The 24626-nt window shown below is 44.9% G+C and carries 23 protein-coding genes and 1 tRNA gene; 8 read left to right on the top strand and 16 right to left on the bottom strand.

The window, feature by feature from the left end; translation table 11 throughout:
* Positions 1–10 precede the first annotated feature (10 nt).
* On the bottom strand, positions 11–2299 hold the full coding sequence (gene nrdA, locus GOL65_RS05975; protein ID WP_140919296.1) for a class 1a ribonucleoside-diphosphate reductase subunit alpha: 2289 nt from the start codon (positions 2297–2299) through the stop codon (positions 11–13).
* A gap of 356 nt (positions 2300–2655) precedes the next feature.
* The gene (gene ubiG / locus GOL65_RS05970; RefSeq protein ID WP_140919295.1) at positions 2656–3372 is read right to left on the bottom strand and encodes a bifunctional 2-polyprenyl-6-hydroxyphenol methylase/3-demethylubiquinol 3-O-methyltransferase UbiG; all 717 of its coding nucleotides are present in this window, start codon (positions 3370–3372) and stop codon (positions 2656–2658) included.
* 305 nt (positions 3373–3677) lie between these two features.
* Here ubiG and gyrA point away from each other — a divergent pair, with 305 nt between their 5' ends.
* Positions 3678–6341 carry a DNA topoisomerase (ATP-hydrolyzing) subunit A gene (gyrA, locus tag GOL65_RS05965; protein ID WP_140919294.1) on the top strand — a complete coding sequence of 888 codons (2664 nt, stop codon included), beginning with the start codon at positions 3678–3680 and terminating at the stop codon, positions 6339–6341.
* A gap of 69 nt (positions 6342–6410) precedes the next feature.
* Here gyrA and GOL65_RS05960 read toward each other — a convergent pair whose 3' ends face one another.
* Positions 6411–6653, bottom strand: coding sequence for a DinI-like family protein (locus GOL65_RS05960; RefSeq protein WP_140919293.1), 243 nt, complete (start codon positions 6651–6653; stop codon positions 6411–6413).
* A gap of 209 nt (positions 6654–6862) precedes the next feature.
* On the opposite strand from GOL65_RS05960, the gene GOL65_RS05955 reads away from it, so the two are divergent.
* The gene (locus tag GOL65_RS05955; RefSeq protein ID WP_140919292.1) at positions 6863–7300 is read left to right on the top strand and encodes a hypothetical protein; all 438 of its coding nucleotides are present in this window, start codon (positions 6863–6865) and stop codon (positions 7298–7300) included.
* A 58-nt stretch (positions 7301–7358) separates the two neighbouring features.
* On the opposite strand, the gene GOL65_RS05950 is transcribed toward GOL65_RS05955, so the two are convergent.
* Entirely contained in the window at positions 7359–7583 is a 225-nt protein-coding gene (locus GOL65_RS05950) for a DUF465 domain-containing protein (protein ID WP_140919291.1), read from the bottom strand.
* 195 nt (positions 7584–7778) lie between these two features.
* Between GOL65_RS05950 and GOL65_RS05945 the strand changes: the two genes are divergently transcribed.
* Entirely contained in the window at positions 7779–8030 is a 252-nt protein-coding gene (locus GOL65_RS05945) for a DUF2513 domain-containing protein (RefSeq protein ID WP_179038189.1), read from the top strand.
* A 103-nt stretch (positions 8031–8133) separates the two neighbouring features.
* Here GOL65_RS05945 and GOL65_RS05940 read toward each other — a convergent pair whose 3' ends face one another.
* Positions 8134–8355, bottom strand: a complete 222-nt coding sequence (locus GOL65_RS05940) for a hypothetical protein (protein WP_140919289.1) — start codon at positions 8353–8355, stop codon at positions 8134–8136.
* Positions 8356–8663: 308 nt separating this feature from the next.
* On the opposite strand from GOL65_RS05940, the gene GOL65_RS05935 reads away from it, so the two are divergent.
* Positions 8664–9053, top strand: a complete 390-nt coding sequence (locus GOL65_RS05935) for a hypothetical protein (RefSeq protein ID WP_140919288.1) — start codon at positions 8664–8666, stop codon at positions 9051–9053.
* 99 nt (positions 9054–9152) lie between these two features.
* On the opposite strand, the gene GOL65_RS05930 is transcribed toward GOL65_RS05935, so the two are convergent.
* The 3 genes from GOL65_RS05930 to GOL65_RS05920 form a co-directional block, all read right to left on the bottom strand.
* Positions 9153–9229 (bottom strand) — tRNA-Pro (locus tag GOL65_RS05930).
* A gap of 71 nt (positions 9230–9300) precedes the next feature.
* Positions 9301–11082: an LPS biosynthesis-modulating metalloenzyme YejM gene (gene yejM / locus GOL65_RS05925; RefSeq protein ID WP_140919287.1), complete on the bottom strand. Its 1782-nt coding sequence runs from the start codon at positions 11080–11082 to the stop codon at positions 9301–9303.
* 21 nt (positions 11083–11103) lie between these two features.
* Positions 11104–11331: a YejL family protein gene (locus GOL65_RS05920; protein WP_130590892.1), complete on the bottom strand. Its 228-nt coding sequence runs from the start codon at positions 11329–11331 to the stop codon at positions 11104–11106.
* A gap of 299 nt (positions 11332–11630) precedes the next feature.
* Here GOL65_RS05920 and yejK point away from each other — a divergent pair, with 299 nt between their 5' ends.
* The gene (gene yejK, locus GOL65_RS05915; protein ID WP_140919286.1) at positions 11631–12641 is read left to right on the top strand and encodes a nucleoid-associated protein YejK; all 1011 of its coding nucleotides are present in this window, start codon (positions 11631–11633) and stop codon (positions 12639–12641) included.
* A gap of 89 nt (positions 12642–12730) precedes the next feature.
* Here the strand turns inward: yejK and rplY are convergent, their stop codons facing one another.
* From rplY to GOL65_RS05900, 3 genes are all read right to left on the bottom strand, one after another.
* On the bottom strand, positions 12731–13015 hold the full coding sequence (gene rplY / locus GOL65_RS05910) for a 50S ribosomal protein L25 (protein ID WP_140919285.1): 285 nt from the start codon (positions 13013–13015) through the stop codon (positions 12731–12733).
* A gap of 125 nt (positions 13016–13140) precedes the next feature.
* Positions 13141–14895 (bottom strand): DEAD/DEAH box helicase, encoded by a 1755-nt coding sequence (locus tag GOL65_RS05905; protein WP_140919284.1) that lies wholly within the window; start codon positions 14893–14895, stop codon positions 13141–13143.
* Positions 14895–15134, bottom strand: a complete 240-nt coding sequence (locus GOL65_RS05900; protein ID WP_140919283.1) for a YecH family metal-binding protein — start codon at positions 15132–15134, stop codon at positions 14895–14897. Before GOL65_RS05900 ends, GOL65_RS05905 begins: the two co-directional genes overlap by 1 nt.
* Before the next feature lie 124 nt (positions 15135–15258).
* Here GOL65_RS05900 and rsuA point away from each other — a divergent pair, with 124 nt between their 5' ends.
* From rsuA to GOL65_RS05885, 3 genes are all read left to right on the top strand, one after another.
* Positions 15259–15963 (top strand): 16S rRNA pseudouridine(516) synthase RsuA, encoded by a 705-nt coding sequence (rsuA, locus tag GOL65_RS05895; protein WP_140919282.1) that lies wholly within the window; start codon positions 15259–15261, stop codon positions 15961–15963.
* Between the two features lie 134 nt (positions 15964–16097).
* Entirely contained in the window at positions 16098–17285 is a 1188-nt protein-coding gene (locus GOL65_RS05890; protein WP_140919440.1) for a Bcr/CflA family multidrug efflux MFS transporter, read from the top strand.
* A gap of 360 nt (positions 17286–17645) precedes the next feature.
* Positions 17646–18002 (top strand): YejG family protein, encoded by a 357-nt coding sequence (locus GOL65_RS05885; protein ID WP_140919281.1) that lies wholly within the window; start codon positions 17646–17648, stop codon positions 18000–18002.
* Positions 18003–18064: 62 nt separating this feature from the next.
* Here GOL65_RS05885 and yejF read toward each other — a convergent pair whose 3' ends face one another.
* The 5 genes from yejF to mepS form a co-directional block, all read right to left on the bottom strand.
* Positions 18065–19654, bottom strand: coding sequence for a microcin C ABC transporter ATP-binding protein YejF (gene yejF / locus GOL65_RS05880; protein ID WP_140919280.1), 1590 nt, complete (start codon positions 19652–19654; stop codon positions 18065–18067).
* Position 19655: 1 nt separating this feature from the next.
* A complete protein-coding gene (locus GOL65_RS05875; RefSeq protein WP_140919279.1) occupies positions 19656–20681 on the bottom strand; it encodes an ABC transporter permease in 1026 nt (341 codons plus the stop codon).
* Positions 20678–21772 carry a microcin C ABC transporter permease YejB gene (locus GOL65_RS05870; RefSeq protein WP_179038188.1) on the bottom strand — a complete coding sequence of 365 codons (1095 nt, stop codon included), beginning with the start codon at positions 21770–21772 and terminating at the stop codon, positions 20678–20680. Before GOL65_RS05870 ends, GOL65_RS05875 begins: the two co-directional genes overlap by 4 nt.
* A 9-nt stretch (positions 21773–21781) precedes the next feature.
* A complete protein-coding gene (locus GOL65_RS05865) occupies positions 21782–23599 on the bottom strand; it encodes an extracellular solute-binding protein (protein ID WP_407657494.1) in 1818 nt (605 codons plus the stop codon).
* Positions 23600–23878: 279 nt separating this feature from the next.
* Positions 23879–24454 (bottom strand): bifunctional murein DD-endopeptidase/murein LD-carboxypeptidase, encoded by a 576-nt coding sequence (gene mepS, locus GOL65_RS05860; protein WP_130590882.1) that lies wholly within the window; start codon positions 24452–24454, stop codon positions 23879–23881.
* Between the last annotated feature and the right edge of the window lie 172 nt (positions 24455–24626).

Here is a 24626-nt window from a genome sequence, read left to right as displayed (position 1 = left end):
CTGAAAATGATTAAATCTTACATGCGCCGCTTTCGCAGCCATCATCTTCTTGCTTGGCTGGTAATAAATCTTCCTGAGAATCCTCGGCACCATCACGGGTGTTTTGGTAATAGAGGGTTTTCACGCCGTATTTATAGGCTGTCAGTAGATCTTTCAGCAGTTGCTTCATTGGTACTTTGCCACCCGGGAAACGGGTTGGGTCATAGTTGGTGTTAGCAGAAATCGACTGATCGATAAATTTCTGCATTAAACCAACCAGATGTAAGTAGCCATCGTTGTTTGGCAAGTCCCATAGCAGCTCATAGCGATTGTTCAGTTTTTCATAGTCAGGAACCACCTGACGTAAAATACCGTCTTTGGATGCTTTGATACTGATGTAGCCACGCGGTGGCTCAATGCCATTGGTAGCATTGGAGATTTGCGATGAAGTCTCAGAAGGCATCAGGGCTGATAACGTGGAGTTACGCAGGCCGTGAGTTTTGATGCTCTGGCGTAATGCTTCCCAGTCATAGCGCAGGGGCTCATTACACAGGGAGTCCAGATCCTTCTTGTAGTTATCAATTGGCAGAATGCCCTGGGCATAACGCGTTTGATCAAACCACGGGCATGGGCCTTGTTCACGGGCCAGCTCATTAGAGGCTTTCAACAAATAGTACTGAATAGCTTCAAAGGCTCTGTGAGTCAGGCCGTTTGCGCTACCGTCGGAATAACGAACTCCATTCTTCGCCAGATAATAGGCATAGTTAATTACGCCAATACCCAGAGTACGACGACCCATTGAGCCTAGTTTAGCGGCCAGAATCGGATAATCCTGATAATCCAGCAGCGCATCCAGAGAGCGTACCGCCAGCGTTGCCAGCTCTTCTAACTCGTCCAGACTGTCAATCACACCCAGGTTAAAGGCAGACAGCGTACAAAGGGCAATCTCACCGTTTTCATCGTTAATGTCGTTCAGCGGTTTGGTTGGCAGCGCAATTTCCAGACACAGGTTTGACTGGCGTACAGGAGCCACCGCCGGATCAAACGGGCTATGGGTATTACAGTGGTCAACGTTTTGGATGTAGATACGACCGGTTGAAGCACGTTCCTGCATCATCAGAGAGAACAGTTCTACGGCTTTAACCTGACGCTGACGAATGGACGAATCCGCTTCATATTTGACATACAGATGCTCAAATTCGTCCTGATCGGCGAAGAAGGCATCATACAGCCCTGGTACATCAGATGGGCTGAACAGAGTAATGCTTTCGTTCTTCACCAGACGTTGATACATCAGTTTGTTTAACTGAACGCCATAGTCCATATGACGAACACGGTTCTCTTCAACGCCGCGGTTGTTTCTTAATACCAGCAGGCTTTCCACTTCTAAATGCCATAGTGGATAAAATACTGTTGCTGCTCCACCGCGCACGCCACCCTGAGAACAGGATTTAACTGCGGTCTGGAAGTGCTTGTAGAACGGAATACAACCCGTATGGAAGGCTTCACCATTACGGATTGGGCTACCCTGAGCGCGAATACGTCCCGCATTAATCCCGATACCGGCGCGTTGAGAAACGTATTTCACAATGGCACTGGCGGTGGCGTTAATGGAATCCAGACTATCACCGCACTCAATCAATACGCAGGAGCTGAATTGACGGGTAGGGGTACGAACCCCTGCCATAATTGGCGTAGGTAGTGAAATTTTAAAGGTGGAAATCGCATCATAAAAACGCTTAACGTAATCAAGGCGAGTTTCACGCGGATAGCGGGAGAACAGGCAAGCAGCCACTAAAATATAAAGGAACTGAGCACTTTCATAAACTTCACCGGTAACGCGGTTTTGTACCAGATATTTACCTTCCAGCTGTTTAACCGCCGCATAGGAGAAGTTCATATCACGCCAGTGGTCAATGAAGTCATTCATCTGCTCAAACTCTTCCTGAGTGTAATCTTCCATCAGATGCTTATCATATTTTCCTTGCTCAACCATGTTCTTAACATGAGCATAAAGCGCAGGTGGTTCAAACTGACCGTAGGCTTTCTTACGCAAATGGAAGATAGCCAGGCGGGCTGCTAAATATTGATAGTCCGGAGAATCACGCGAAATTAAGTCCGCAGCAGCACGGATAATCGTCTCATGGATGTCAGAGGTTCGGATACCATCGTAAAACTGAATGTGTGAACGAAGCTCAACCTGAGAAACGGAGACGTTGTGCAGACCTTCTGCAGCCCAATCAATGACCCGATGAATTTTATCGAGATTAATTCGTTCCTTGCGACCATCGCGTTTAGTGACTAATAGACTTTGATTCATAGCGTAATACTACCTTTCCGTGAGAATTTATGGCTTACACCAGCATGGGTAAAAGGTTTAAGGTGTAATTGCACGATAAAAACACAACATATAGTGGGAATTAAGTGCATGAGCTACAAGATAGTGGTCTGTGAGGATTTTTGCAAGTGAACAAAACAGGGGATTTGTGTGGATAACTTCTGGGATAAGCGCGCTAAGCTCCCGTCTGGTCTTAGGTTATTATGATATTAGATGGTAAATAAATTTTTAACGGTTTGATGTAAAAATTTTTCAAACCGTCGTTTTCTTAAGCAGTCAAGAAATAAAAATGAATTATGCAGAAAATATGTTGTTTAATAACCCTGTTATATTAATGGTTATACCCCGGAATCATTGGTGCAGTGCAACATATAGTTTACATCGACGCTACCACCCAACTTAAAGGTTTGTAATAGTGGGTTATAGTGAAGTCCGGTAATATGACGATCGCGAAGAGTGGTGCTGTCAACCCAGCTAATCAACTCTGAAGGGCGAATGAACTTATTGGCATCATGGGTTCCTTTTGGCACCATATTCATCACATATTCAGCGCCTACAACCAGCATTAACCAGGCTTTAGTATTGCGATTAATGGTTGAGAAAAACACATGACCACCCGGCTTAACCAGCTTTGCACAAGCACGAATAACCGAGGCGGGGTCGGGCACATGCTCCAGCATCTCCATACAGGTCACAATGTCGTAATGTCCCTGATTTTCCAGGGCATGAGCCTCAACAGTTTCCTGAACATACTCGACAGGAACACCGCTTTCTATTGCGTGCAGGCGGGCCACTAACAGCGGTTCCGAACCCATATCTAAACCAGTAACGTTAGCACCTTCTTTAGCCATACTTTCAGAGAGAATACCGCCGCCGCAGCCAACATCGAGAATTCTTTTACCAAAGATTCCATCCGCGCGTTGTTGAATGTAGTCCAGACGCAATGGGTTAATTTGGTGAAGGGGCTTAAATTCACCTTCAAGATCCCACCAGCGTGAAGCTACCGCTTCAAATTTAGCAATCTCTTTCTGGTCAACGTTTTCTGATGAGTGCATAGGAGTTATCCGACAATTCGCTACAGGGCTGGCAATTATACATGAGTTTATCGGGAATGGGTTAGGTTGAGTCGGCTGTTGACGCTTTTCATCACTTTGCAGGATCTATTTTGCCTGAACGATTAAGCGGCCTTTTCTGGTACAACACATGGCTGGGGCGGCTGAGGGAGCAGCAGAAATAAATTAAACGCCACCGTCTATACTTTTCGGGCAAGATAACGTGGTGAAAATTAGAAACAAGCCGCGAGATATGATATAATTTTGCACCTTTTCCGGGCTGATAATAATAGAGGGATAGCGGCTCCATGAGCGACCTTGCCAGAGAAATTATGCCGGTCAACATCGAAGATGAGCTTAAAAACTCATATCTTGATTATGCGATGTCTGTAATTGTTGGACGCGCATTACCTGATGTTCGAGACGGCCTGAAGCCAGTACACCGCCGCGTATTGTTCGCTATGAACGTGCTTGGTAATGACTGGAACAAACCATATAAAAAATCGGCGCGTGTAGTTGGCGACGTAATCGGTAAATACCACCCACATGGAGATAGCGCGGTCTACGATACCATTGTTCGTATGGCCCAGCCGTTCTCATTGCGCTATATGCTGGTTGATGGTCAGGGGAACTTCGGTTCTATTGACGGTGACTCAGCGGCGGCGATGCGTTATACCGAAATTCGTATGTCTAAAATGGCTCACGACCTGTTGGCGGATCTGGATAAAGAGACCGTTGACTTTGGGCCTAACTACGACGGAACAGAACAAATCCCCACGGTATTACCAACCAGAATTCCTAACCTGCTGGTTAACGGTTCTTCTGGTATCGCCGTTGGTATGGCAACCAACATACCACCTCATAACCTGGTGGAAGTAATCAATGGTTGTCTGGCCTTTATTGAGGATGAAAATATCAGTCTTGAAGGGCTGATGGAACACATCCCTGGTCCTGACTTCCCGACGGCAGCCATCATCAATGGTCGTCGCGGCATCGAAGAAGCCTACAGAACCGGCCGTGGTAAAATTTATATTCGCGCTCGTGCAGAAATCGAAGTTGATGAAAAAAGCGGTCGCGAAACCATTCTTGTTCACGAAATTCCTTATCAAGTGAACAAAGCCCGGTTAATTGAAAAAATTGCTGAGCTGGTAAAAGATAAGAAAGTTGAGGGTATCAGCGCACTACGCGACGAATCTGATAAAGATGGTATGCGTGTTGTGATTGAAGTTAAGCGCGACGCAGTAGCGGAAGTGGTGTTGAATAACCTGTATTCCCAAACTCAACTTCAGGTTACGTTTGGCATCAACATGGTGGCACTCCATCAGGGACAACCAAAGTTGTTGGGCCTGAAAGAGATGCTGGAGGCGTTTGTTCGTCACCGCCGTGAAGTCGTTACCCGCCGGACTATTTTTGAACTGCGTAAAGCGCGTGAACGTGCTCATATTTTGGAAGGTCTGGCTATCGCATTAGCTAACATCGATCCAATTATTGAGCTGATCCGTGCGGCGGCAACACCAGCCGATGCGAAAATGGGCTTGTTAGCTCGCCCATGGGAACTGGGCAACGTAGCCTCAATGCTTGAGCGCGCTGGTAACGATGCAGCTCGTCCTGAGTGGCTGGAGCCAGAGTATGGCATTCGCGATGGTAAATATTATCTGACCGAACAGCAGGCTCAGGCGATCCTTGAGTTACGTTTACACCGCCTGACTGGCCTTGAGCATGAAAAACTGCTGGATGAGTATAAAGAGCTGCTGACACAAATTGCTGCGCTGCTGTTTATTCTTGAAAGCCCGGAACGTTTGATGGAAGTTATCCGTGAAGAGCTTGAAGCGATTCGCGATCAGTATAACGATCCTCGCCGTACTGAAATTACTGCTAATACCGCCGATATCAATATTGAAGACCTGATTACTCAGGAAGATGTGGTTGTTACCTTATCCCATCAGGGATATGTGAAGTATCAGCCGTTATCTGACTATGAAGCTCAGCGTCGTGGTGGTAAAGGTAAGTCAGCAGCACGTATTAAAGAAGAAGACTTTATTGAACGTCTGTTGGTGGCTAACACCCATGACACTATTCTGTGCTTCTCCAGTCGTGGTCGCCTGTATTGGTTGAAAGTTTATCAATTGCCAGAAGCCAGCCGTGGTGCTCGTGGTCGTCCTATCATTAATATTCTGCCGCTGGAACAGGATGAACGTATTACGGCTATTCTACCAGTACGCGAATATGAAGCCGGTCTGAATGTCTTTATGGCTACCGCCAACGGTACCGTGAAGAAAACTCAGCTGACCGAATTTAGCCGCCCACGCAGTGCCGGTATTATTGCCGTCAATCTGAATGAGGGTGATGAGCTGATTGGTGTTGATTTAACTGACGGCACTAATGAGATCATGCTGTTCTCAGCAGAAGGGAAGGTTGTTCGCTTCCTGGAAGAAGAGAAACTGGAAGATGGCACCATTAAAGGTGTGCGCCCAATGGGTCGTACCGCTGCTGGTGTACGTGGTATCAAACTAAGTGATGACGATCGCGTTGTTTCGCTGATTGTTCCACGTGGTGAGGGTGAAATCCTGACCGTAACGCAAAACGGTTACGGTAAACGTACCGGATTGTCTGATTATCCTACCAAATCTCGTGCGACTCAGGGCGTAATCTCCATTAAGGTGAGTGAACGTAATGGTCGTGTCGTTGGTGCGGTTCAGGTTGATCAGTGCGATCAGATTATGATGATCACCGATGCCGGTACGCTGGTTCGTACTCGCGTATCAGAAGTCAGCGTAGTGGGTCGTAATACTCATGGTGTTACTCTGATTCGTACCGCAGAAGACGAGAATGTTGTTGGCTTGCAGCGTGTTGTTGAGCCGGAAGAAGATGATGATGAAAGCATTTGCGGTGATGAAAACACCGAAGAGATGCAAAATCAGCCATCGGATACGGATGATGCAGACACAACACCGGAGTCTGATGAAGAATAACCCTTAGGGTTAGCCTCTTTGACCGATAAAAAGCCCCCAATTTCTGATAAAGATTTGGGGGCTTTCTATTTACTGATAGGCTTCAAACCAGTCTTCTGCACTTTCCCAGGTTTGTTGTAGTATTTCAGTAACCAGCTCTTTATCGGTTTTCATACCGCCCAATACGGTCACATCGTTAGCGCTACCACGCCGAACTCTGACGCGAACATCGGCAAAATGGCACAGCAGACGTTTTTCCAGCTCTTCTTTTAATGCGGCTTCTGCTCCACCCGGTAACGGATCTTCTTTGCGAATAGAAATTTCAACTTGCATTTTGAACCTCAGTAGCATCCATATAATACTGTATATATATATAGTATATTGAGGCGATTTTGCAATGCAACGGAAATTTTTGTGGAATTGGGTTAGATAACAGAAAAAGGTAATCGAAGTATTAGAAAAGCCCTGATAACAGTCAGTTATCCAGAAGAAGAGAAATCTTGTTATGATGCATTGGGTACCAAATATCAGGAATATAAAAAATGGAATTGAATAAAAGAGTAGTTCCATGGCTGTTTATTGCACTTTTTCATATTTTCGCCGCCCCAATACTCTGTGTTTTTATTGGTTGTATCACTTACGAGTTTCCCGATATTGGTGAAGCGCTGATGGGCTTTCTGGGATTCGTCATGATCGTTGTTCCGCTGTTTGTGGCTTTTCTATTTGGTCTGATACCTTTTGGGCTGTTGGCAATTCAAACAGGGTATATGTTAAGGGAAGGCTGGTCGTTTCATTGGGCATTTTTGTGCAGTGTATTATCCGGCGCATTTATTGGTCTTGTTGCTCCGATGATTGCTCAATCAACACCAGATGAAATGAATGGCCTGTTGATTTTTTCTGTCAGCCTAACCGCCGGAATTTGCTATTGCGTTTGTTTTGGTTGGTATAAGTCAAAATCATCCGTTATTCATCCTCAATAAAATCAAAAAATAACCCGCTCTTCGGCGGGTTTTTTGCATTTGAACGATAGTATAACTATCAGGCTCTAGCCTCAGACTCCTCTCGTAAAATGCGGTATAGCTCATCTTTAAGGCGTAGTTTTTCCTTCTTTAAGGTGGCTATTTTGTCGTTAAGACTATTTCCACTCTGGGCTTGTAAACGCAGGATTTCGTGGTCGAGGTCGTTATGTTTATCAAACAATGAATGGAAACGAGGGTGGGTTGTTTTAAGCTGAGTGATTAAATCACGGTACTCTGGAAACATAGTACATCCCTATTGTTAGCCTAACCGAAATTTAATTATACGAGTTCAAATAGCGTGTAAATCAGAGGACGGTCACATAGTGAGCGGATGGCTGTGACTAATTAAAAATTTTTCAGGTTGCCTGAAGACAGGCAGGTGCTTTTTTTACTGACTGCTAAAATAGTAATAATCCCCGACAGATACATGAGGCGTGCGATGAAAAGAGATCTTGAGCTATTGAAAGTCATTTTATCGAAAGTTGAACAGCAACCGCAGGGCGCTCCATTTATTACTAATAAAGATTTTTCAACCCGCGATCCGTCATTGGTCGCCGCTCATATTCAGCTGTTATGCGATAAGCATTATGTTATTGCTGCCCAGAATGGGGATGATAAGTGGTCAATTTCGCGTATTACTTTTGATGGATATGACTATTTGGATCTGTTACGGGAAAGCACCTTGACCTGATGTTTGTATTTAGATTCTGCATTTAAGCCGGGAAGGTTGCATCAGACTATATGTATTGCTGCTTTCTCTGCTTCCCTCCAGATATAACAGACAATAACAAACATCAATGATGCGGACCTCCCTCATTTAATTTCTTCAAATCAATCAGTAATGCATTGATACTCTGATAGGGTATAGCATTAAGCGTTTTAAGCTTGCCCTTTTCGACAATACCCAGCATATGCCGCCCAAACTCGCCATAAATTACCAATCCATCTGGTGGCAAAGTTGTGATATCGCCATCATAGACGGTGATAGTGATCCCCTCATACTCAATAATATCCATAGGTCATCCTCTTTGAGCATCATCCGTGAAGAATGAATAAAGCGACGCATTGGATACATGAGTTAAATTGTAGTTGTGATTATTTTAAGGAATAGCGAAATGGCTTTTATTAATTGTGAGAGAAAATTACCTGCATAAATGTAGGGATATTTTGTGTGTTATGGATGATTTTTTGTACAAATATTGAGTTCAGGTAAGCGTTGCTAAAAATAGCACTGAAAGTGATGTTATTTACTGTGGTTAAGTTAGTTCATATAATCAAAGCCAGTCACTATGCGTTTTAAAATAAATTTTAACAGGGAAGGTTGATGACAAAATACATCAGTATTTATACTATTTCACTTATCGCAATGATTACATCGGGCTATGTATTTGGCAGTCGTTTTGAGCTTACGACTACTTTTATTGGCTTAGTTTCGACTGCAATTGCCAGTTTGATTGCGGCTTTATGGTTTGCAAAAGAGAAGGCACGAAAGCCAATAAAAAAGGAAAGCGTAATTTTTGCTCTGTCCACTGGCCTGACACATGCTTTATGCCTGTCTCCCATTTTGTTTATAGCGGAAAAAACCGGGTTGCTCTATTTTGATGGGATCTCTGAAATGATTAAAATGAGCGTTCAATTTTTAATCGTATCAATAATTATAAATCCCATTGTATTTTACATTTTTGCTTTTGTTAAAAGTAATCAGGTGAATTGATATTATTCGAAGGTGTGGACTGATAATAATATTTTTTATCGAAAATATAGGGGCAATAAAAAACCAACCATAGCAGGTTGGTTTTTTATTAGAGGAATTTGGTCGGCACGAGAGGATTTGAACCTCCGACCCCCGACACCCCATGACGGTGCGCTACCAGGCTGCGCTACGTGCCGAAACAGATGATAATACTACCGTTTCTTGAGTCTAATGCAAGACCTGAGCATTACGTTTGCTTTAGTTTTAATCAGTTAGCCATAAAACGCTTAACGTCGGTTAATACTTGCAGCAGTAAAGACAGGCTTGGTTTTTCCTTATCGACCTGCTGGAAGTTGGCATCATAGGCTTTATAACGGCCATTAGCACCGATCAGGATAGTTTCATCTGGTGTAATGACGACCAGTTGTTTAGCATCACCGGCTGTTACCCAAGGGTAGTGGCGCTGGGCGGTAAACAGGTCTTCACCCTGAGTGTAGGTACTGGTGGCATTTTTAACATGCAGCAGTCGTTGCATCAGGGTTGCCATGATGTCGGTATGGCCGGTCATTTTATCAATTTTTTGTGCCGGAGTTCCTGGCCAGTGGATAACCAACGGAACTTGTAACTGATAGCGACTATAGTTCTGACCAAAACCCTGAACGTTTGGCTTAGTATCATTAAACTCAACGCCATGAGCGGCTGTAATGACGACCACGGTTTTTTCCAGCAAACCTTTATCAGAAAGAGTTTGCATCACATTATCAATTTGCTGGTCTATATCATTTACTGAATTGCGATATTTGCTAATGAAGTCCGCAGGTGCTTTATTGGCGTTAGCATTCACAATGCTATTGTTGCTGTATTGAATATAGGAAAACCACGGACTACTTCCGTTTGACATATTCACCCATTCTTGCCATTGCCCGGTAGTTGTACTATTGCTTTGGGCAACCGTTGGCGGCAAGGTGAAGTCAGACAACAGCGCCTGACGATAAAGTGGGCTTCTGAAACCAGATGCAGAGAACAGACCAAATTGATAGTTTTGCTGACTTAATGCAGTAATCAGGGCTGAAGACTTTTTCCCCGCCAGAATACTGTCAATATAGGTAGGTGAGATACCGTAGAACAAGCCAAATAGCCCGGTATCCTGCATATTACCGGAGCTGTAATGGCGCGTGAATTGAACATTCTTATCCGCTAATGCCGACAGCTTTGGCATGTCATCCGTCAGATTTTGATTACGGATACCATCAACCACAATCACTAACAGATTGTAATTGGCTGCGCTCTGGTTATAGCTCAATTTGGCTAATGGGTATTCAACTTCAACGGCTTCCGGGTTGCCTTGCTGCGTTAATCTATCCTGATAAGCCTGAGCATCCAGTAATCCATGTTTTTCCAGAAAACGGCGGGCAGTCATAGGGTAGGACAATGGTAAGTTTGCCCGTTGCATGGTAATCGGTCGATAGAAGTTAGCATCTGCCCAAATATAAGCCATATGGGTAAAGATAAAGGCGGTGATAAACAGAGCTGCTAAAGGTTTGCCAAATTTCTGCCGGTTCAGGCTGCGTAGCTTTTGCCAGCTCCAGGTACCGAACAGCAATTCAATTAAAAAGATGACAGGAACACAGATAAACAGCAGCTGCCAGTCACGCACCAGTTCGGTTTCATCCGGATTGATCAGCAAGCCCCAAACCGTAGGATTCAGGTGCAAACGAAAACGGAAGAAGACTTCGGTATCGATAATTAATAGTGTGAGTCCGGCAGTCGCCAGAATGGCCGAAAGTACCCTCATCAGCCGCTGCGACATAATAATAAACGTCAGCGGAAACAGGATCAAAAGGTAGACGGCAAAGGTGATAAAGCCAAAATGCCCCATCCAGCTTATCAAGGCATAAACACGCCCCAGCAAGGTGCCAGGCCAGTCGGTAATGAACAAATAGCGGCTGCTCAGTACCAGGCTGAGAATAATATTAAAGAGAGCGAACCAGTGCCCCCAGCTAACCATCTGGGAGACTTTCTCTTTATATTGCTGACGGTTTGTCACCATATTCACTTTTGGGTAAACAAATTAATGGGCTTTATCATCTCTGATCGAAGCCTGTAAAGCCTCAATAAAAGATCGGACGATAGCAGGCCGGGCCGCAGGGGCAACGCTGGTATTAATCAGGTTGGTTACCATGTTACCTAAAACCATCAAAGAAAGGTCGGTAGGTGTCTGATTCTTTTCCAGAACATGAACCAATTCGCTTAATAACTTTTCTACCAGCTCATCACTGTAACGGGAAGCTTGTGGCATAAATTTGTGCTTAGTGTATTTATCAGGTGATTTAATGGCGTCTATCTTACCGTATCGATTGATTATTTTCTGTAGTTTATACAGAAAATCTTGTTTCTCTTCCGCGATTTTGCGGGGAAGTGCGAATAATACCGCTTCAAATGGTGAAACAACAACCCTACAACTTATATAGTCTATAACGCGTGAGGATGCGAAGTATTCAGCCATTGGTAGTACCGGAAAGAGGGGCCTGTTATTATATTCCCATTATCACTGGGCAATTTAGTACAGTGGATATTCAGTCGTACAGAGGAGTCGTTATGAGTCTGGATCTTGACCAGATCGTTTTACATCAGTTGATTAAGCGTGATGAACAGACGCTTGATGTCGTATTGCGTGATTCTCCATTAACCAATAATCAGGCCACTGAAGAGATGGTGGCGGAATTGCATCGGGTATATAGCGGAAAGAGTAAAGCTTTTGGCCTATTCAACGGTGAGAGTCAGTTTGCCGATGCACTTAAAGGTTGCCGCAAAGGAGAGGCGAGTTTTCTTGATTTTACTCGCAATAGTACTGAAATGTTACGTAACGAATTAGCCAAATACCCGTTTGCTGAGGGCGGTATTGTGGTTTTCTGTCAGTATCGTTATTTGGCTGTTGAATATTTACTGGTGGCGGTACTTACCAGCTGTAGCAGTATGTTGGTTAATGAACAACTGGATATTTCGACCACGCATTATCTGGATATTGATAGAGCTGATATTGTTGCCCGTATTGATTTAACTGAATGGGAAACTAATCCTGAGTCAGTGCGTTATTTGACCTTCCTGAGAGGGCGCGTTGGCAGAAAAGTATCCGACTTTTTCATGGATTTTCTGGCAGCCAGCGAAGGTCTGGATGCTAAGGCGCAAAACCGTGGGTTGCTTCAGGCGGTTGATGATTATTGTGCTGAAGGTCAACTGAATAAAAATGAACGTCAGTCATATCGTCAGCAGGTATACACCTATTGTAATGGACAACTGCAATCCGGCGAGGAAATTGCCATTGATGAACTGGCAAAAGAGTTACCCACTGTTGGTGAGAAAGATTTCCGTCAGTTTACCAATGATAATGGCTATGAACTGGAAGAGCACTTTCCTGCCGATCGCAGCACGCTACGCCAACTGACTAAATTCTCTGGCAGCGGTGGGGGAATTACACTGGGTTTTGATGCGCTACTATTAGGCGAACGGGTATTCTGGGATCCGGCAACGGATACGTTAACCATAAAAGGGCTACCGCCAAACCTGCGAGATCAGCTTCAACGTCGTTTAAGCGGCGGAGATAATTAAGCGCTGATTCAGAACCATAAAAAAACGCCGCATAGCGGCGTTTTTTACATTCACTGCTGATTATCAGCAGCACTCATGACAGTTGGCAATTAAGCGCGAACGAAGTCGATATGAGCGAATTTTGGTTTGAACGGGTGACGTTGAGCAGCTTGAATTTTAACTTTAGCTGATTTGCCGTCGATAACCAGAGTCAGAACTTCTTCATAGAAGCCTGGTTTGGCTTGCATATTCATCAGAATATCTTGATCTAAAGAGATAGCAACTGGCTTCTCAGTTCCACCATAAACGATAGCAGGGAACTTATTAGCATGACGCAGGCGGCGGCTCGCACTCTTTCCCTGCTCGGTACGTACTTCAGCATTAATAGTAAACATTTTATTTTCTCTTAAAGAAATTAACTCCCGTTACAGGCGACCCAGCAACGAGGTGAGTGATCTGCTTATAAAGCGGACGGGATTCTAACGGAATTCACCGGTGACAGCAAATAAAACCGTTCTTTTTACAGTTCATTGGCCCGACGATAGCGGCCCTGATAGTCAAACATCTTTTCGCGTACTCGCCAAAACTCACCCCGCAAATAAGCGATAACAAAGTCAGGATGACGCAGGTACTCCTGCTGGCGAATCACATCACTGGCATTATTCCAGAGAAAAGGAACCCCCGGAGCTCGCTGATGAGGGCGAATAAACAATTGCTGAAAGGCGGTTCGCTGGGCTGGCGTTTTGAGTCGAAAGCGTTCTGTCACATCAGCACCATCTTCATCGTAATAGGTGATACTGAGCCATTCACCTTTATCATCCAGTCCTCGTTTAAGCTGCATTCCACTACAACGAAGTACTCTGGCATTTTTCAGACGCAAGGCATCTTTTAACATATCGTCAGGATCCACCAGGATTGCCTGACACTGGTGGCAGCGTCTTGCGGCGATATCGTTTTCTGCACCGCAGTGAGGACAGGTTTTAAAACGGAATCGATAGTCACACTGCTCCCGATGGCCTTCATCATCCTCCAGAATGCCCTGACAGCGGCGGCCAAAATGCTCGATAATTTCTCCTGATGGCGTGCACTTTCCCCAAAATGTATTGGCAAAGCCACAGCCCGGGCAGAATACCTGTACCGGTTGGCTGTCACTTTGTGGCCGACTGCTGCCTACTTCCGGTGTAAACAGGTCATAAGGGTTACCGGCATAGTCTAAAATCAGGCAATCCTCTTTTCCCGGTGAGAGACGTAACCCACGACCAATAATTTGTTGATACAGGCTGATTGATTCCGTTGGGCGTAGAATAGCAATCAGATCCACATGTGGTGCATCAAAACCGGTAGTCAGTACTGCGACGTTTACCAAATAATGCAGCTTTTGTTGTTTAAATTCATCGATCAAACGGTCCCGTTCATCTCCCGGCGTATCTGCATTAATAAAGGCGGCACGACCGGCAGGAAGCAGGCCATATATCTCTTTGGCATGCTCAACGGTAGCTGCAAATATCATCACTCCTTTACGGTTTTGGGCGTACTCCATAATTTGGCTGACGATATGCGGTGTAATTCGCTGCTGCTGTTTTAGCTCCCGATTAAGGTCTACTTCGCGAAACAGACCATTACTGCCAGCTTCCAGACGGCTGAAGTCGTATTGGACGATGGGCATATCCAGTCTTTCTGGCGGTACCAGAAAGTGATGTTTAATCATGTAACGTAGCGGCAGTTCATAAATACAGTCGCGAAACAGACAGTTTTCATCACCGCGAATCATGCCGTGATAATGGTATTGGTAGATCCATCCCTGACCTAAACGATAGGGAGTAGCAGTAAGTCCTAACAGACAAAGTTTGGGATTTTGCTGGCGTAAGTGCCCGATAATCTGTTGATACTGACTGTCGCTGTCATCACTAATACGGTGACATTCATCTATAATCAATAAAGAGAATGTGTCGTTAAATGCAGCTAAATTTCTGGCAACAGACTGAATACTGCCAAAAACGACTTTGGCGGAACTCTGCTTTTTGTTTAGTCCGGCAGAAAAAATGTCTGCATCTAATCCATAAGCGCAATATTTGGCGTGGTTTTGGGCAACAAGCTCTTTTACATGCGCTAATACCAGCACTTTTCCCCGAGCCAGTCTTGCCAACTCGGCGATCACCAGGCTTTTGCCCGCTCCGGTAGGCAAAACGATAACGGCGGGTTCCTGATGGGTGCGGAAATAGTTTAGGGTAGCGTCAACGGCTTCCTGCTGGTATGGCCGCAGTGTAAATGCCATTAGTGATGACAAATTTTATCAACGTGGGTGGTAAAGCCGTCATCAACGGGAATAAATTTACCTTTGGATGCTAAAAACTCAACCAGTTCAGCGGCGGTTAAATCTTGCTTCGAACAGGTATGAAAACGGGCATCGCTACCAAAGCGTTGATTGATGGCTTCAATAAGACTGGTTGTGGAATAGGGTTGTTCGGATGCAATCATCATCTCTAAAACCTGGTGGCCATGAACAGAAGACATTTTTTCTCTCTTAAGATATTAACCATAAACTGAGCATATTATGCCTTTAGCGGCTATTGAGGGCGAGTGTTTATACTCAGGTTTGGTATACTGCACCGCTATTTCAACATCAGGTATCTATTGCATGCGTTTGGATAAGTTTTTGTCACAGCAGTTAGGGATTAGCCGCAATTTAGTTGGGCGGGAATTAAGAGCCGGTCTGGTAACCATCAATGATGAAATCGTTAAGAGCGGTTCTTATAAAATTCTGCCGGAAGATGAAGTGGCCTATGACGGGAATCCTCTGGTACAACTTACCGGACCCCGTTATTTCATGCTGAATAAGCCTGAAGGATACGTGTGTTCCACCGACGATCCTGTAAATCCGACCATTCTCTATTTTATTGATGAGCCGGTAGCGGATAAGCTGCATGCAGCAGGACGGCTGGATATGGATACCACTGGGTTGGTATTGCTGACGGATGATGGTCAGTGGTCACACCGAATTACTTCTCCGCGTCATCACTGTGAAAAAACCTATCTGGTTACTCTGGAACTTCCATTGGCGGATAATACCGCAGAACTGTTTACTGCCGGAGTCCAGCTTCACGGTGAAAAGAACCTGACCAAGCCTGCGCTGTTAGAGCCAGTTGATGAGACCACCGTTCGTTTGACCATTTCAGAAGGGCGCTATCATCAGGTTAAAAGAATGTTTGCTGCCGTAGGTAATCACGTTGTGGCGCTACATCGTGAACGTATCGGCAATATCTTTTTAGATTCGGATTTAGAGCCGGGAGAATACCGGGCGCTGACTCAACAAGAAGTCGATAGCGTCGGTTCTGCCCGATAAAACGGATTTGCATTATGGTTCTGACTGGCAATGGCCAGTCAGAAGATCGCAATATGAACTAATACGTTAATAGCGGGAGATTATTCTGCGTGTCTAATTCTGTATCACAGCCAGACCCTCAATCATCAACAACCATGCCGCCGGGCGTTTCTAAACGCTGGTTAATATTTATTCTCGGCCTGTTGTCTATGCTGATGCCGCTGTCTATCGATATGTATCTACCGGCGATGCCGGGTATTGCGGCAGATTTTGGCGTTGGTGATGGTATGGTTCAACTCACCTTAAGCGCTTACATTATTGGTTTTGCCATCGGCCAGTTATTTTACGGCCCAATGGCAGATAGCCTTGGGCGCAAACCTGTCATCATCGGTGGTGTGTTGGTATTTTCTGTCGCGGCGGCAGGCTGTGCTTTATCACAAAGTGTTGAACAACTAATTTTGCTGCGTTGTCTGCACGGTTTGGCTGCGGCATCTGCCAGCGTAGTGATCAGTGCATTAATGCGGGATATGTTCAGCAAAGATGAGTTTTCACGCATGATGTCTTTTGTGACATTGGTGATGACGATTGCTCCTCTGATGGCTCCTATTATCGGTGGTTTTTTACTGGTGTGGATGAGCTGGCATGCTATTTTCTGGGTTCTGAGTGCCGTCGCGCTAGTTGCCGTAGTTATGGTGAAATTCTGTATTCCCGAAACTCTGCATAAACAGAATCGACAGAAATTTAATTTTATGACCACGTTGCGTAATTTTGCATCGCTATTTCGTCATCGTCGGGTTATCAGTTACATGTTGGCCAGTGCATTTTCATTTGCCGGTATGTTCTCCTTTTTAAGCGCCGGACCTTTTGTTTATATTGATTTAAACGGAGTATCACCACAGAACTTTGGCTACTATTTTGCCCTGAATATCTTTTGTCTGTTTATTATGACCACCATCAATAGCCGTAATGTCAGACGATTAGGTGCAGCGAAAATGATGCGGTTGGGCCTGACGGTTCAATTTGTTATGGGCATGTGGTTGGTGTTTGCCCAACTGACCGGGCTGGGGTTCTGGGCCATGGTGGTTGGTGTGGCAGGATATATGGGTTGCATCTCGATGATCTCTTCTAATGCGATGGCGATTATTTTGGAAGATTTCCCTCATATGGCCGGTACGGCTGCTTCACTGGCGGGAACGTTAAGATTTGGTGTAGGTGCGGCAGTGGGTGGAATACTGGCGTTAGTCACATCACAATCAGCCTGGCCAATGGTTATCTCAATGGCATGTTGTGTTATTGGCTCGGTATTTTTCTATTGGCGTTCTCTGGCTAAAAGTACACATTAATTTAACTAAAGTTTAAATTTTACCTCCAAGTATATGCCGCCATACTGGCGGCATAACCAATACAAGACCTTTAATGACTCCCGCGTATTATTCGCTCTGTATTTATTTTTGTTGAAAATTATTTTTAGAAAAATAGACACCATGCTTATGCTTAATAAAACATAGATATATTGTGATATTAGGTGATAATTTTTCTCAAAGAGTGTTTGTAGTTGCTTTTCTTGATGTAAAGCTGAAACGATATTGAGGTTTATCAAATAAGCTATAATTATTTATACAAAAACCACAGAATAAAGGTTAATGCTCTTTACCATGTGAGGAATTTGTGAAAAAATTGTATATTGTTTACGGTCACGTCGAGTGAATATTATGAAGCTATCTGTTCTTCAGCGTTTACCTCAGTTTTACCATTGGTATGCCGGAGAGATAGGAAGCAGGGTGGAGCCCACATTATTACCTGAGTTATCTGATATGTCAGATAATGATGATAACCTGATTGGTTTGAAACTCTTAAGCTATCCGGATCATCAGGCGTGGGAAGTGATGCAGAAAATTAGTCAATACCTGAATGGAATTGGTATTGAAAACAGCATCATTGAAAATGAAGGGGAGCCTTGTCTGTTTATAAATTCTCAGGATGAGCCAATTGCACTATGTCGTTTGAAAAATATAGGTATTGCCATCGCTGACTTTATTCCGGTCAATCCTTCTTTTTAATTACCATCTTCCTGTCCGTTTCTCTGTCGGTCTTTAGTTAACTGAAGGCGACATATCTGCTGTTAGTGAGAATCTTCCAGCAGATTTTGTGTGTAGGGATGTTGTGGTGAATCAAATACGGTTTCACACTCTCCCTGCTCAACAATTTCCCCCTGACGCATCACAATAATTTGATGACAAAGGGATCGAATTACCTGTAAGTCATGGCTGATAAACAGGTAGGTTAGCTGATGCTGCTGCTGTAGCTTTTTCAGCAGTTCCAGAATTTGCGCCTGTACTGAACGATCCAGTGATGAGGTTGGTTCATCAAGGATCAGCAATTCAGGTTGCAAAATTAGCGCTCTGGCAATCGAAATTCGCTGCCGCTGCCCACCGGAGAACTCGGTTGGGTAGCGATGGCGTGTTGCCGGATCCAGGCCCACTTCCTGCATGGTGGCGATAACTTTTTCTTCCCGCTCTTGAGGTGTGAAGTGGTGATGCACTTCCAGACCTTCAGCAATGATTTGACTGATACTCAGGCGAGGGTTTAGGGCAGAGAAGGGGTCCTGAAATACAATCTGTATTCGACTGCGGTAAGGTAGCATTTGGCGCATATTTAACTTATGCAGTGGCTGCCCATCAAACCAGATCTCCCCCTGAGATTTTAACAGTCGCAGTAGTGCCAGGCCGGTGGTGCTTTTTCCTGAGCCGGACTCACCAACCAGCCCCAGGCTTTCACCTTTACGAATATTAAAACTGATACCGTTGACCACAGTATTTTCGATCTTAGGCCTGAACAGACCGGCAGTACGAGGGAAACCGATAGTCAGATTTTTTATCTCCAGCAAATTATGATTGTTTTCCTTTGCTGGTAACGGTCGCCCCTTAGGTTCAGAATCCAGTAACTTTTGAGTATAGGCATGCTGGGGTTGGCTAAATAGCATGGCACGAGAGTTTTGCTCAACCAGTTTTCCCTGACACATAACCGCCACGTTATCTGCCAGTTTGCGTACGATATTCAGGTCATGCGTGATAAACAGTAAACTCATGTTCATCTCTTGCTTGAGCTCTTTCAGCAATAGCAGTATCTGTGCCTGAACTGTGACATCCAGTGCGGTAGTTGGCTCATCGGCAATTAATAGCTTGGGCTTAGTCAGGATCGCCATGGCGATCATTACTCGCTGGCGTTCTCCACCGGATAGCTGATGAGGATAAGCATTGAGTCGTTTTTTAGCATCTCTCAGTCTGACGCGTTCAAGTACTTCAATAATTTCATTTCTGGCAGCCAGCTTTCCCATGCCGCGATGAATCAGTAAAACTTCAGACAGCTGCTTTTCAACAGTATGTAACGGATTAAGAGAAACCATGGGTTCCTGAAAAATCATCGAAATACTGTTGCCCCGATGATGACGTAACGTTTTATCATCCGCGTGCAGTAATGACTCGCCATTAAACAAAATATTACCCGTAGGGTAGACCACCGGAGGGGTAGGTAGCAGGCGTAAAACTGACAGTGCCGTGACGCTTTTTCCTGAGCCGGACTCACCCACCAGCGCCATGGTTTCACCAGCAGCTACCTGCAAGGAAATCTGATCGACAACCCGATTTTCCTGTCCGTTTTGCCGGAAGGCGATGCTCAGGTTTTGAATATCCAGTATTGGCGTAGTGGTCATATTAATAGGCCTTAGCGGGGTCGAATGCATCACGGATGGCTTCACCGATAAAGATCAGCAGAGAAAGCAGCAGTGCCAGAACGATAAAACCGCTGATACCTAACCATGGAGCCTGAAGGTTATTTTTACCCTGCAACAATAATCCTCCTAGTGAAGGAGATCCCATTGGCAGGCCAAAACCCAGAAAATCCAGAGAGGTTAACAGGGTAATCGATGCACATAGTGTGAACGGTAAGTAAGTCAGGGTAGCTACCATGGCGTTAGGCAGAATATGGCGGCCCATAATAATTCGGTCTTTTACCCCCATGGCTCTGGCGGCTCTGACATAATCAAAGTTACGGGTACGGAGAAACTCGGCTCGTACAATACCGACCAACCCCATCCAGCCAAACAGCACAGTAATAGCCAATAGCCACCAGAAATTGGGTTGAATCACACTGGACATTAGAATAATCAGGAACAGAGTTGGCATACCAGACCAAACTTCAATCAGTCGCTGGCCGACTAAATCAATCTTACCTCCGTAGTAGCCTTGAGTGGCGCCAACGGCAATTCCTATCAGGCTGGAGATCAACGTCAGCGACAGGCCAAACAGAATTGAGATACGAAAACCATACAGAACATTAGCTAATACATCTTGCCCGCGATCGTCGGTTCCCAGCAGATTAGAGGTCGATGGCGGAGCTGGAAAAGGAGAAGGGCTCTGGAAATTAATGGTGTCATAGCTAAAGCGAATTGGCGGCCAGATTGCCCAACCATTGTTATCAATCTGGCTAACCAGATAAGGATCGCGGTAATCTGCCTTGGTGCTAAATTCCCCACCAAAGGTGGTTTCACTATAGTTAACCAAAAATGGTGTGTACAGCTCACCTTTGTAGCTAACTAACAGCGGTTTGTCATTGGCAATCAACTCAGCGGCCATACTGATAATAAACAGAATGGCAAAGATCCATAATGACCAATAACCGCGGCGATTACGTTTAAACTTAAGCCAGCGGGCCTGATTGATAGGGCTTAATCTGCTCATCCGCGTGCCTCAAAGTCAATTCTTGGGTCTACCAATGTATAGGTGATATCGCTGATGATGCTTAACACTAATCCAATCAGCGTGAAGATATACAGGGTTCCAAACATTACCGGATAGTCTCGCTGTAACGTTGCGTCATAACCCAGTAACCCCAAGCCATTGAGAGAGAAAATAACCTCAATTAGCAAAGAGCCGGTAAAGAACATGCCAATGAAGGTCGCTGGAAAACTGGCAATAACCAACAGCATAGCGTTTCTAAACACATGACCATACAGGATGCGTTTCTCTTCCAAACCCTTAGCTCTGGCGGTGATGACATACTGCTTATGGATTTCATCCATAAAGGAGTTTTTAGTCAACATGGTCAGAGTCGTGAATCCCCCAATCACTGTAGCCAGAACCGGCAGTACGATGTGCCATAGATAGTCGGTAATTTTGCTGTACCAGGGCAGGCTATCAAAGTTGTTAGAAACCAGACCGCGCAGAGGGAACCAGTCAAGATAACCGCCTCCGGCAAAGACAATAATCAGTAAAACGGCGAACAGAAACGAGGGAATGGCATAACCGATAATAATCAGGCTACTGCTCCAGATATCAAAAGCCGAGCCGTTACGTACCGCCTTTTTGATGCCCAGAGGAATAGATATGAGATAAGTAATTAACATGCTCCACAACCCAAGGGTAATAGAGACAGGCATCGATTGTTTGATTAACTCCATCACCGAGGCACCGCGAAACAGGCTGTCGCCAAAGTCAAAGCGGATATAGTTCCATAACATTTCGAAATAGCGCTGGTGCAGTGGTTTATCAAAACCAAAGCGCTTTTTTATTGCTTCAATGACTTCCGGGTCCAATCCTCTGGAACCCTGATACTGACGATCGCCAACCGGTACTTGCCCCATTTTCGCACTACCCGTGAGATTAGGACCGGAGCCGCCGCCAAAACCGCTTTGATGCCCCAGCTCAATGGTGGCAATAGCTTGATCCACCGGTCCACCAGGAGCAATCTGCACAATAAAAAAGTTAAGGGTAATGATGGCCCACAGGGTTGGAATTAGCAGTAGTAGCCTGCGGAGTATATATCGGGTCATTCAGGCTCCTTAGCGACGCTGTTCGGGTAAATGGGCGGCTTTATTCACGTCATACCACCAGGTATCAATACCCAACGAGCTTTTAGGCCTGATTTCAGGCATAGAATACTTATCCCAGTAGGCGAATCGATCGTGATTGGTATACCACATTGGTATCATCAGATGATGCCAGGTCAATACTCTGTCTAATGCCCGACCCAAGGACAGTAACGGCTTTTCCTGCCCCTGATAGGTCGCAATAAGTTGGGTTAGTTCATCCACGGCGGGATCGCTAATTCCCGGTCTGTTATAAGTCGAGTCAATATAGGCCGAGTTCCAAAGGATCATCAATGTGACCGGAGAAGGGTATTCCATAGCGGAATAACGCTGTGGAATCATATCAAAGTCACGAGAACGTAAGCGGCTGACAAACTGTGAACTATCGACATAGCGCGCTTCCATCTTAATGCCTAGTTTAGCCAGATTTTGCTGGAAGGGTAGAACATACATAGCGTCACTGCCGCTCAGCAGTAATAGTTCAAACGTAAATGGTTGGCCGGTCTGGCTGTTGACCAGCACATTATCTTTAATTTCCCATCCCGCTTCTTTTAATAGTTGAGTGGCCTTAAGCAGGTTTTTCCGACTATAACCAGAGCCGTCGGTGACCGGCGGCTGATAAGGCTCGGTAAACACTTCAGCAGGAATTTTATCTTTCAGCGGCATTAACCATGCCAGTTCATCTTTATCGGGAAGCCCGGTAGCGGCATAAATCGTATTTTGAAAGTAGCTGCGCGGTTGTTGATAGGCGCTATAAAACAGAGCCTTATTCATCCACTGGAAATCAAAAGCCAGCGTAATGGCTTCTCGCACTTTTGGGTTAGAGAAAATCGGTCGCTGGATATTAAAAGAAATCCAGCGAGTATCTTGTGCAGCCTGATTTTCCCAATCTTTTTTTACGATATAGCCCAGATCAAAATTCTTGCCCTGATATTGAGTCGCCCATTTTTTGGGGGAGGATTCTGCGCGAAAATCGTAAGCTCCAGCTTTAAACGCCTCTAAAGCAACATTATCGTCCAGATAATAGTCATAACGGATAGTGTCGAAATTGTAGCGGCCTTTATTAACCGGCAAATCGGCAGCCCAATAATCTTTTACCCGTTTATAGACAATATATTGGCCCAGTTTATGGCTATCAATCATATAAGGACCACCACTAAGGGGCGGTATGTTTAATGGTTCACCCAGATTGTGTTGCTGCCAGAATTTTTTGGGAAATACCGGCAGACCACCCACTAAGCCAAACATCTGTTCCCGATCTGGTTTTGGTAAATCAAAACGTACAACTAATGGCGACAGAGCGGTAATTTTGACCCCTTTATACACGCTACGAAACTGAGGAACGCCTTCGGTCATAAATTTTTCAAAGGTGTATACCACGTCTTCTGCGGTAATTGGCGTTCCATCCTGAAAACGAGCCTGTGGGTTAATCTGAACTTCCATCCACTGATAGTTATCAACGTAGCGGGCAGATGTGGCAATAAGTGGATAAAGACTGTTGATCTCATCTTCTGAAGAAGCAAACAGCGTATCACTGAGTCGTTCACTGCCATCCAGGGGATTACCGCGCAGGGCATAGCGGTTGAAATTATCATAAGTACCGATAGCCGCGACAGTAAGCTGCCCCCCTTTAGGGGCTTGAGGATTGGTATAGTCGAAATGTTGGAAATTATCCGGGTATTTAGGAGAACCGATAAGAGAAAGAGTGGTTCCCTGTTTGATAACCGCTGGTTTATCTTCAGCGTAACTTTCAGGGGAGGCGAATAGTGATGCAATACTTAAAACTAACAGAAGAGATGAGGTAGTGAGGTTCTTCCATTGATTTGACTGCAACATATTCATAAAGATTTCTGCTCAACATTGAGACCATGAGTTGTGCCGCTGAAGTATTTAGCTTGTGAGTCAGACGGTTTCACAGTAGATGATACAAATTATCTTTTAGTATATAGCATGTTATTGAGGTGTGCGATAAAAGGGAGGGGCACAAAAGAGAGAATAAAAAGGGGTAGAACAATAGATAGACAAAAACCTGAGCTGAATATTTATTCAGCTCAGGTTTTTGATAGCGGATTAACCTTTGCTCAGAATACGGCGAGCCTGATGGTAACGCGTATTCCAGTATCTATCGTTCAGGCTGGAAATCATCACACCACTGCTGGTGGACGCGTGTACAAAGTTATCGTTACCAATATATATTCCAACGTGACGGCCAGTAGAGCCGGAACGGAATAGTACGATATCGCCAGGGCGCAGTTTTTCGCGCTTAATTTGCTGACCTACATTTTGTTGCATTGAAGTTGAACGCGGAAGCGCTAAACCAAACTGCTCACGAAACGTGATCTGAACAAAACTGGAACAGTCGACGCCGCTTTTATTAGTACCGCCCATGCGGTAACGGACACCTTTCCAGCCTGCGTATTGATTAAGAATCTTTGACTTAATGTCAACGTTCTTAACCATGGATTCGAATTCATCCTGAGTAGATTGTAGTGACAGTCCTTGTCTCTCATTTTGTGCCTGAGCATGCTTTGAATTAGATGCTTCAGCCGTTGAGGAGAGTGTGCCACAGCCAGATAACATTACGATTGCGGCTACGGCAGGCGCCAATCGTAGAACGTATCTCAGAATCGGTTGAGATTTGACCATTTTTGTAGAATTCCCGTATAGTCCTTAACGACACCGTCGTTATAAAAAAGTTATTCACATGATCTGCCGCATAAAGCGTCAGATACTAATTTTGACTGGCAGAAAGAGCAAAAACAGGCTCCTGACATTGCCAATAGTACGCAATGAGCACGCGCAAACGTTGGGAAGACTA

It is taken from the genome of Limnobaculum xujianqingii, from assembly GCF_013394855.1.
GTDB lineage: Bacteria > Pseudomonadota > Gammaproteobacteria > Enterobacterales > Enterobacteriaceae > Limnobaculum > Limnobaculum xujianqingii.
Note: the sequence above shows the minus strand (reverse complement) of the source record. Positions and strands in the feature narration are given on the sequence as shown.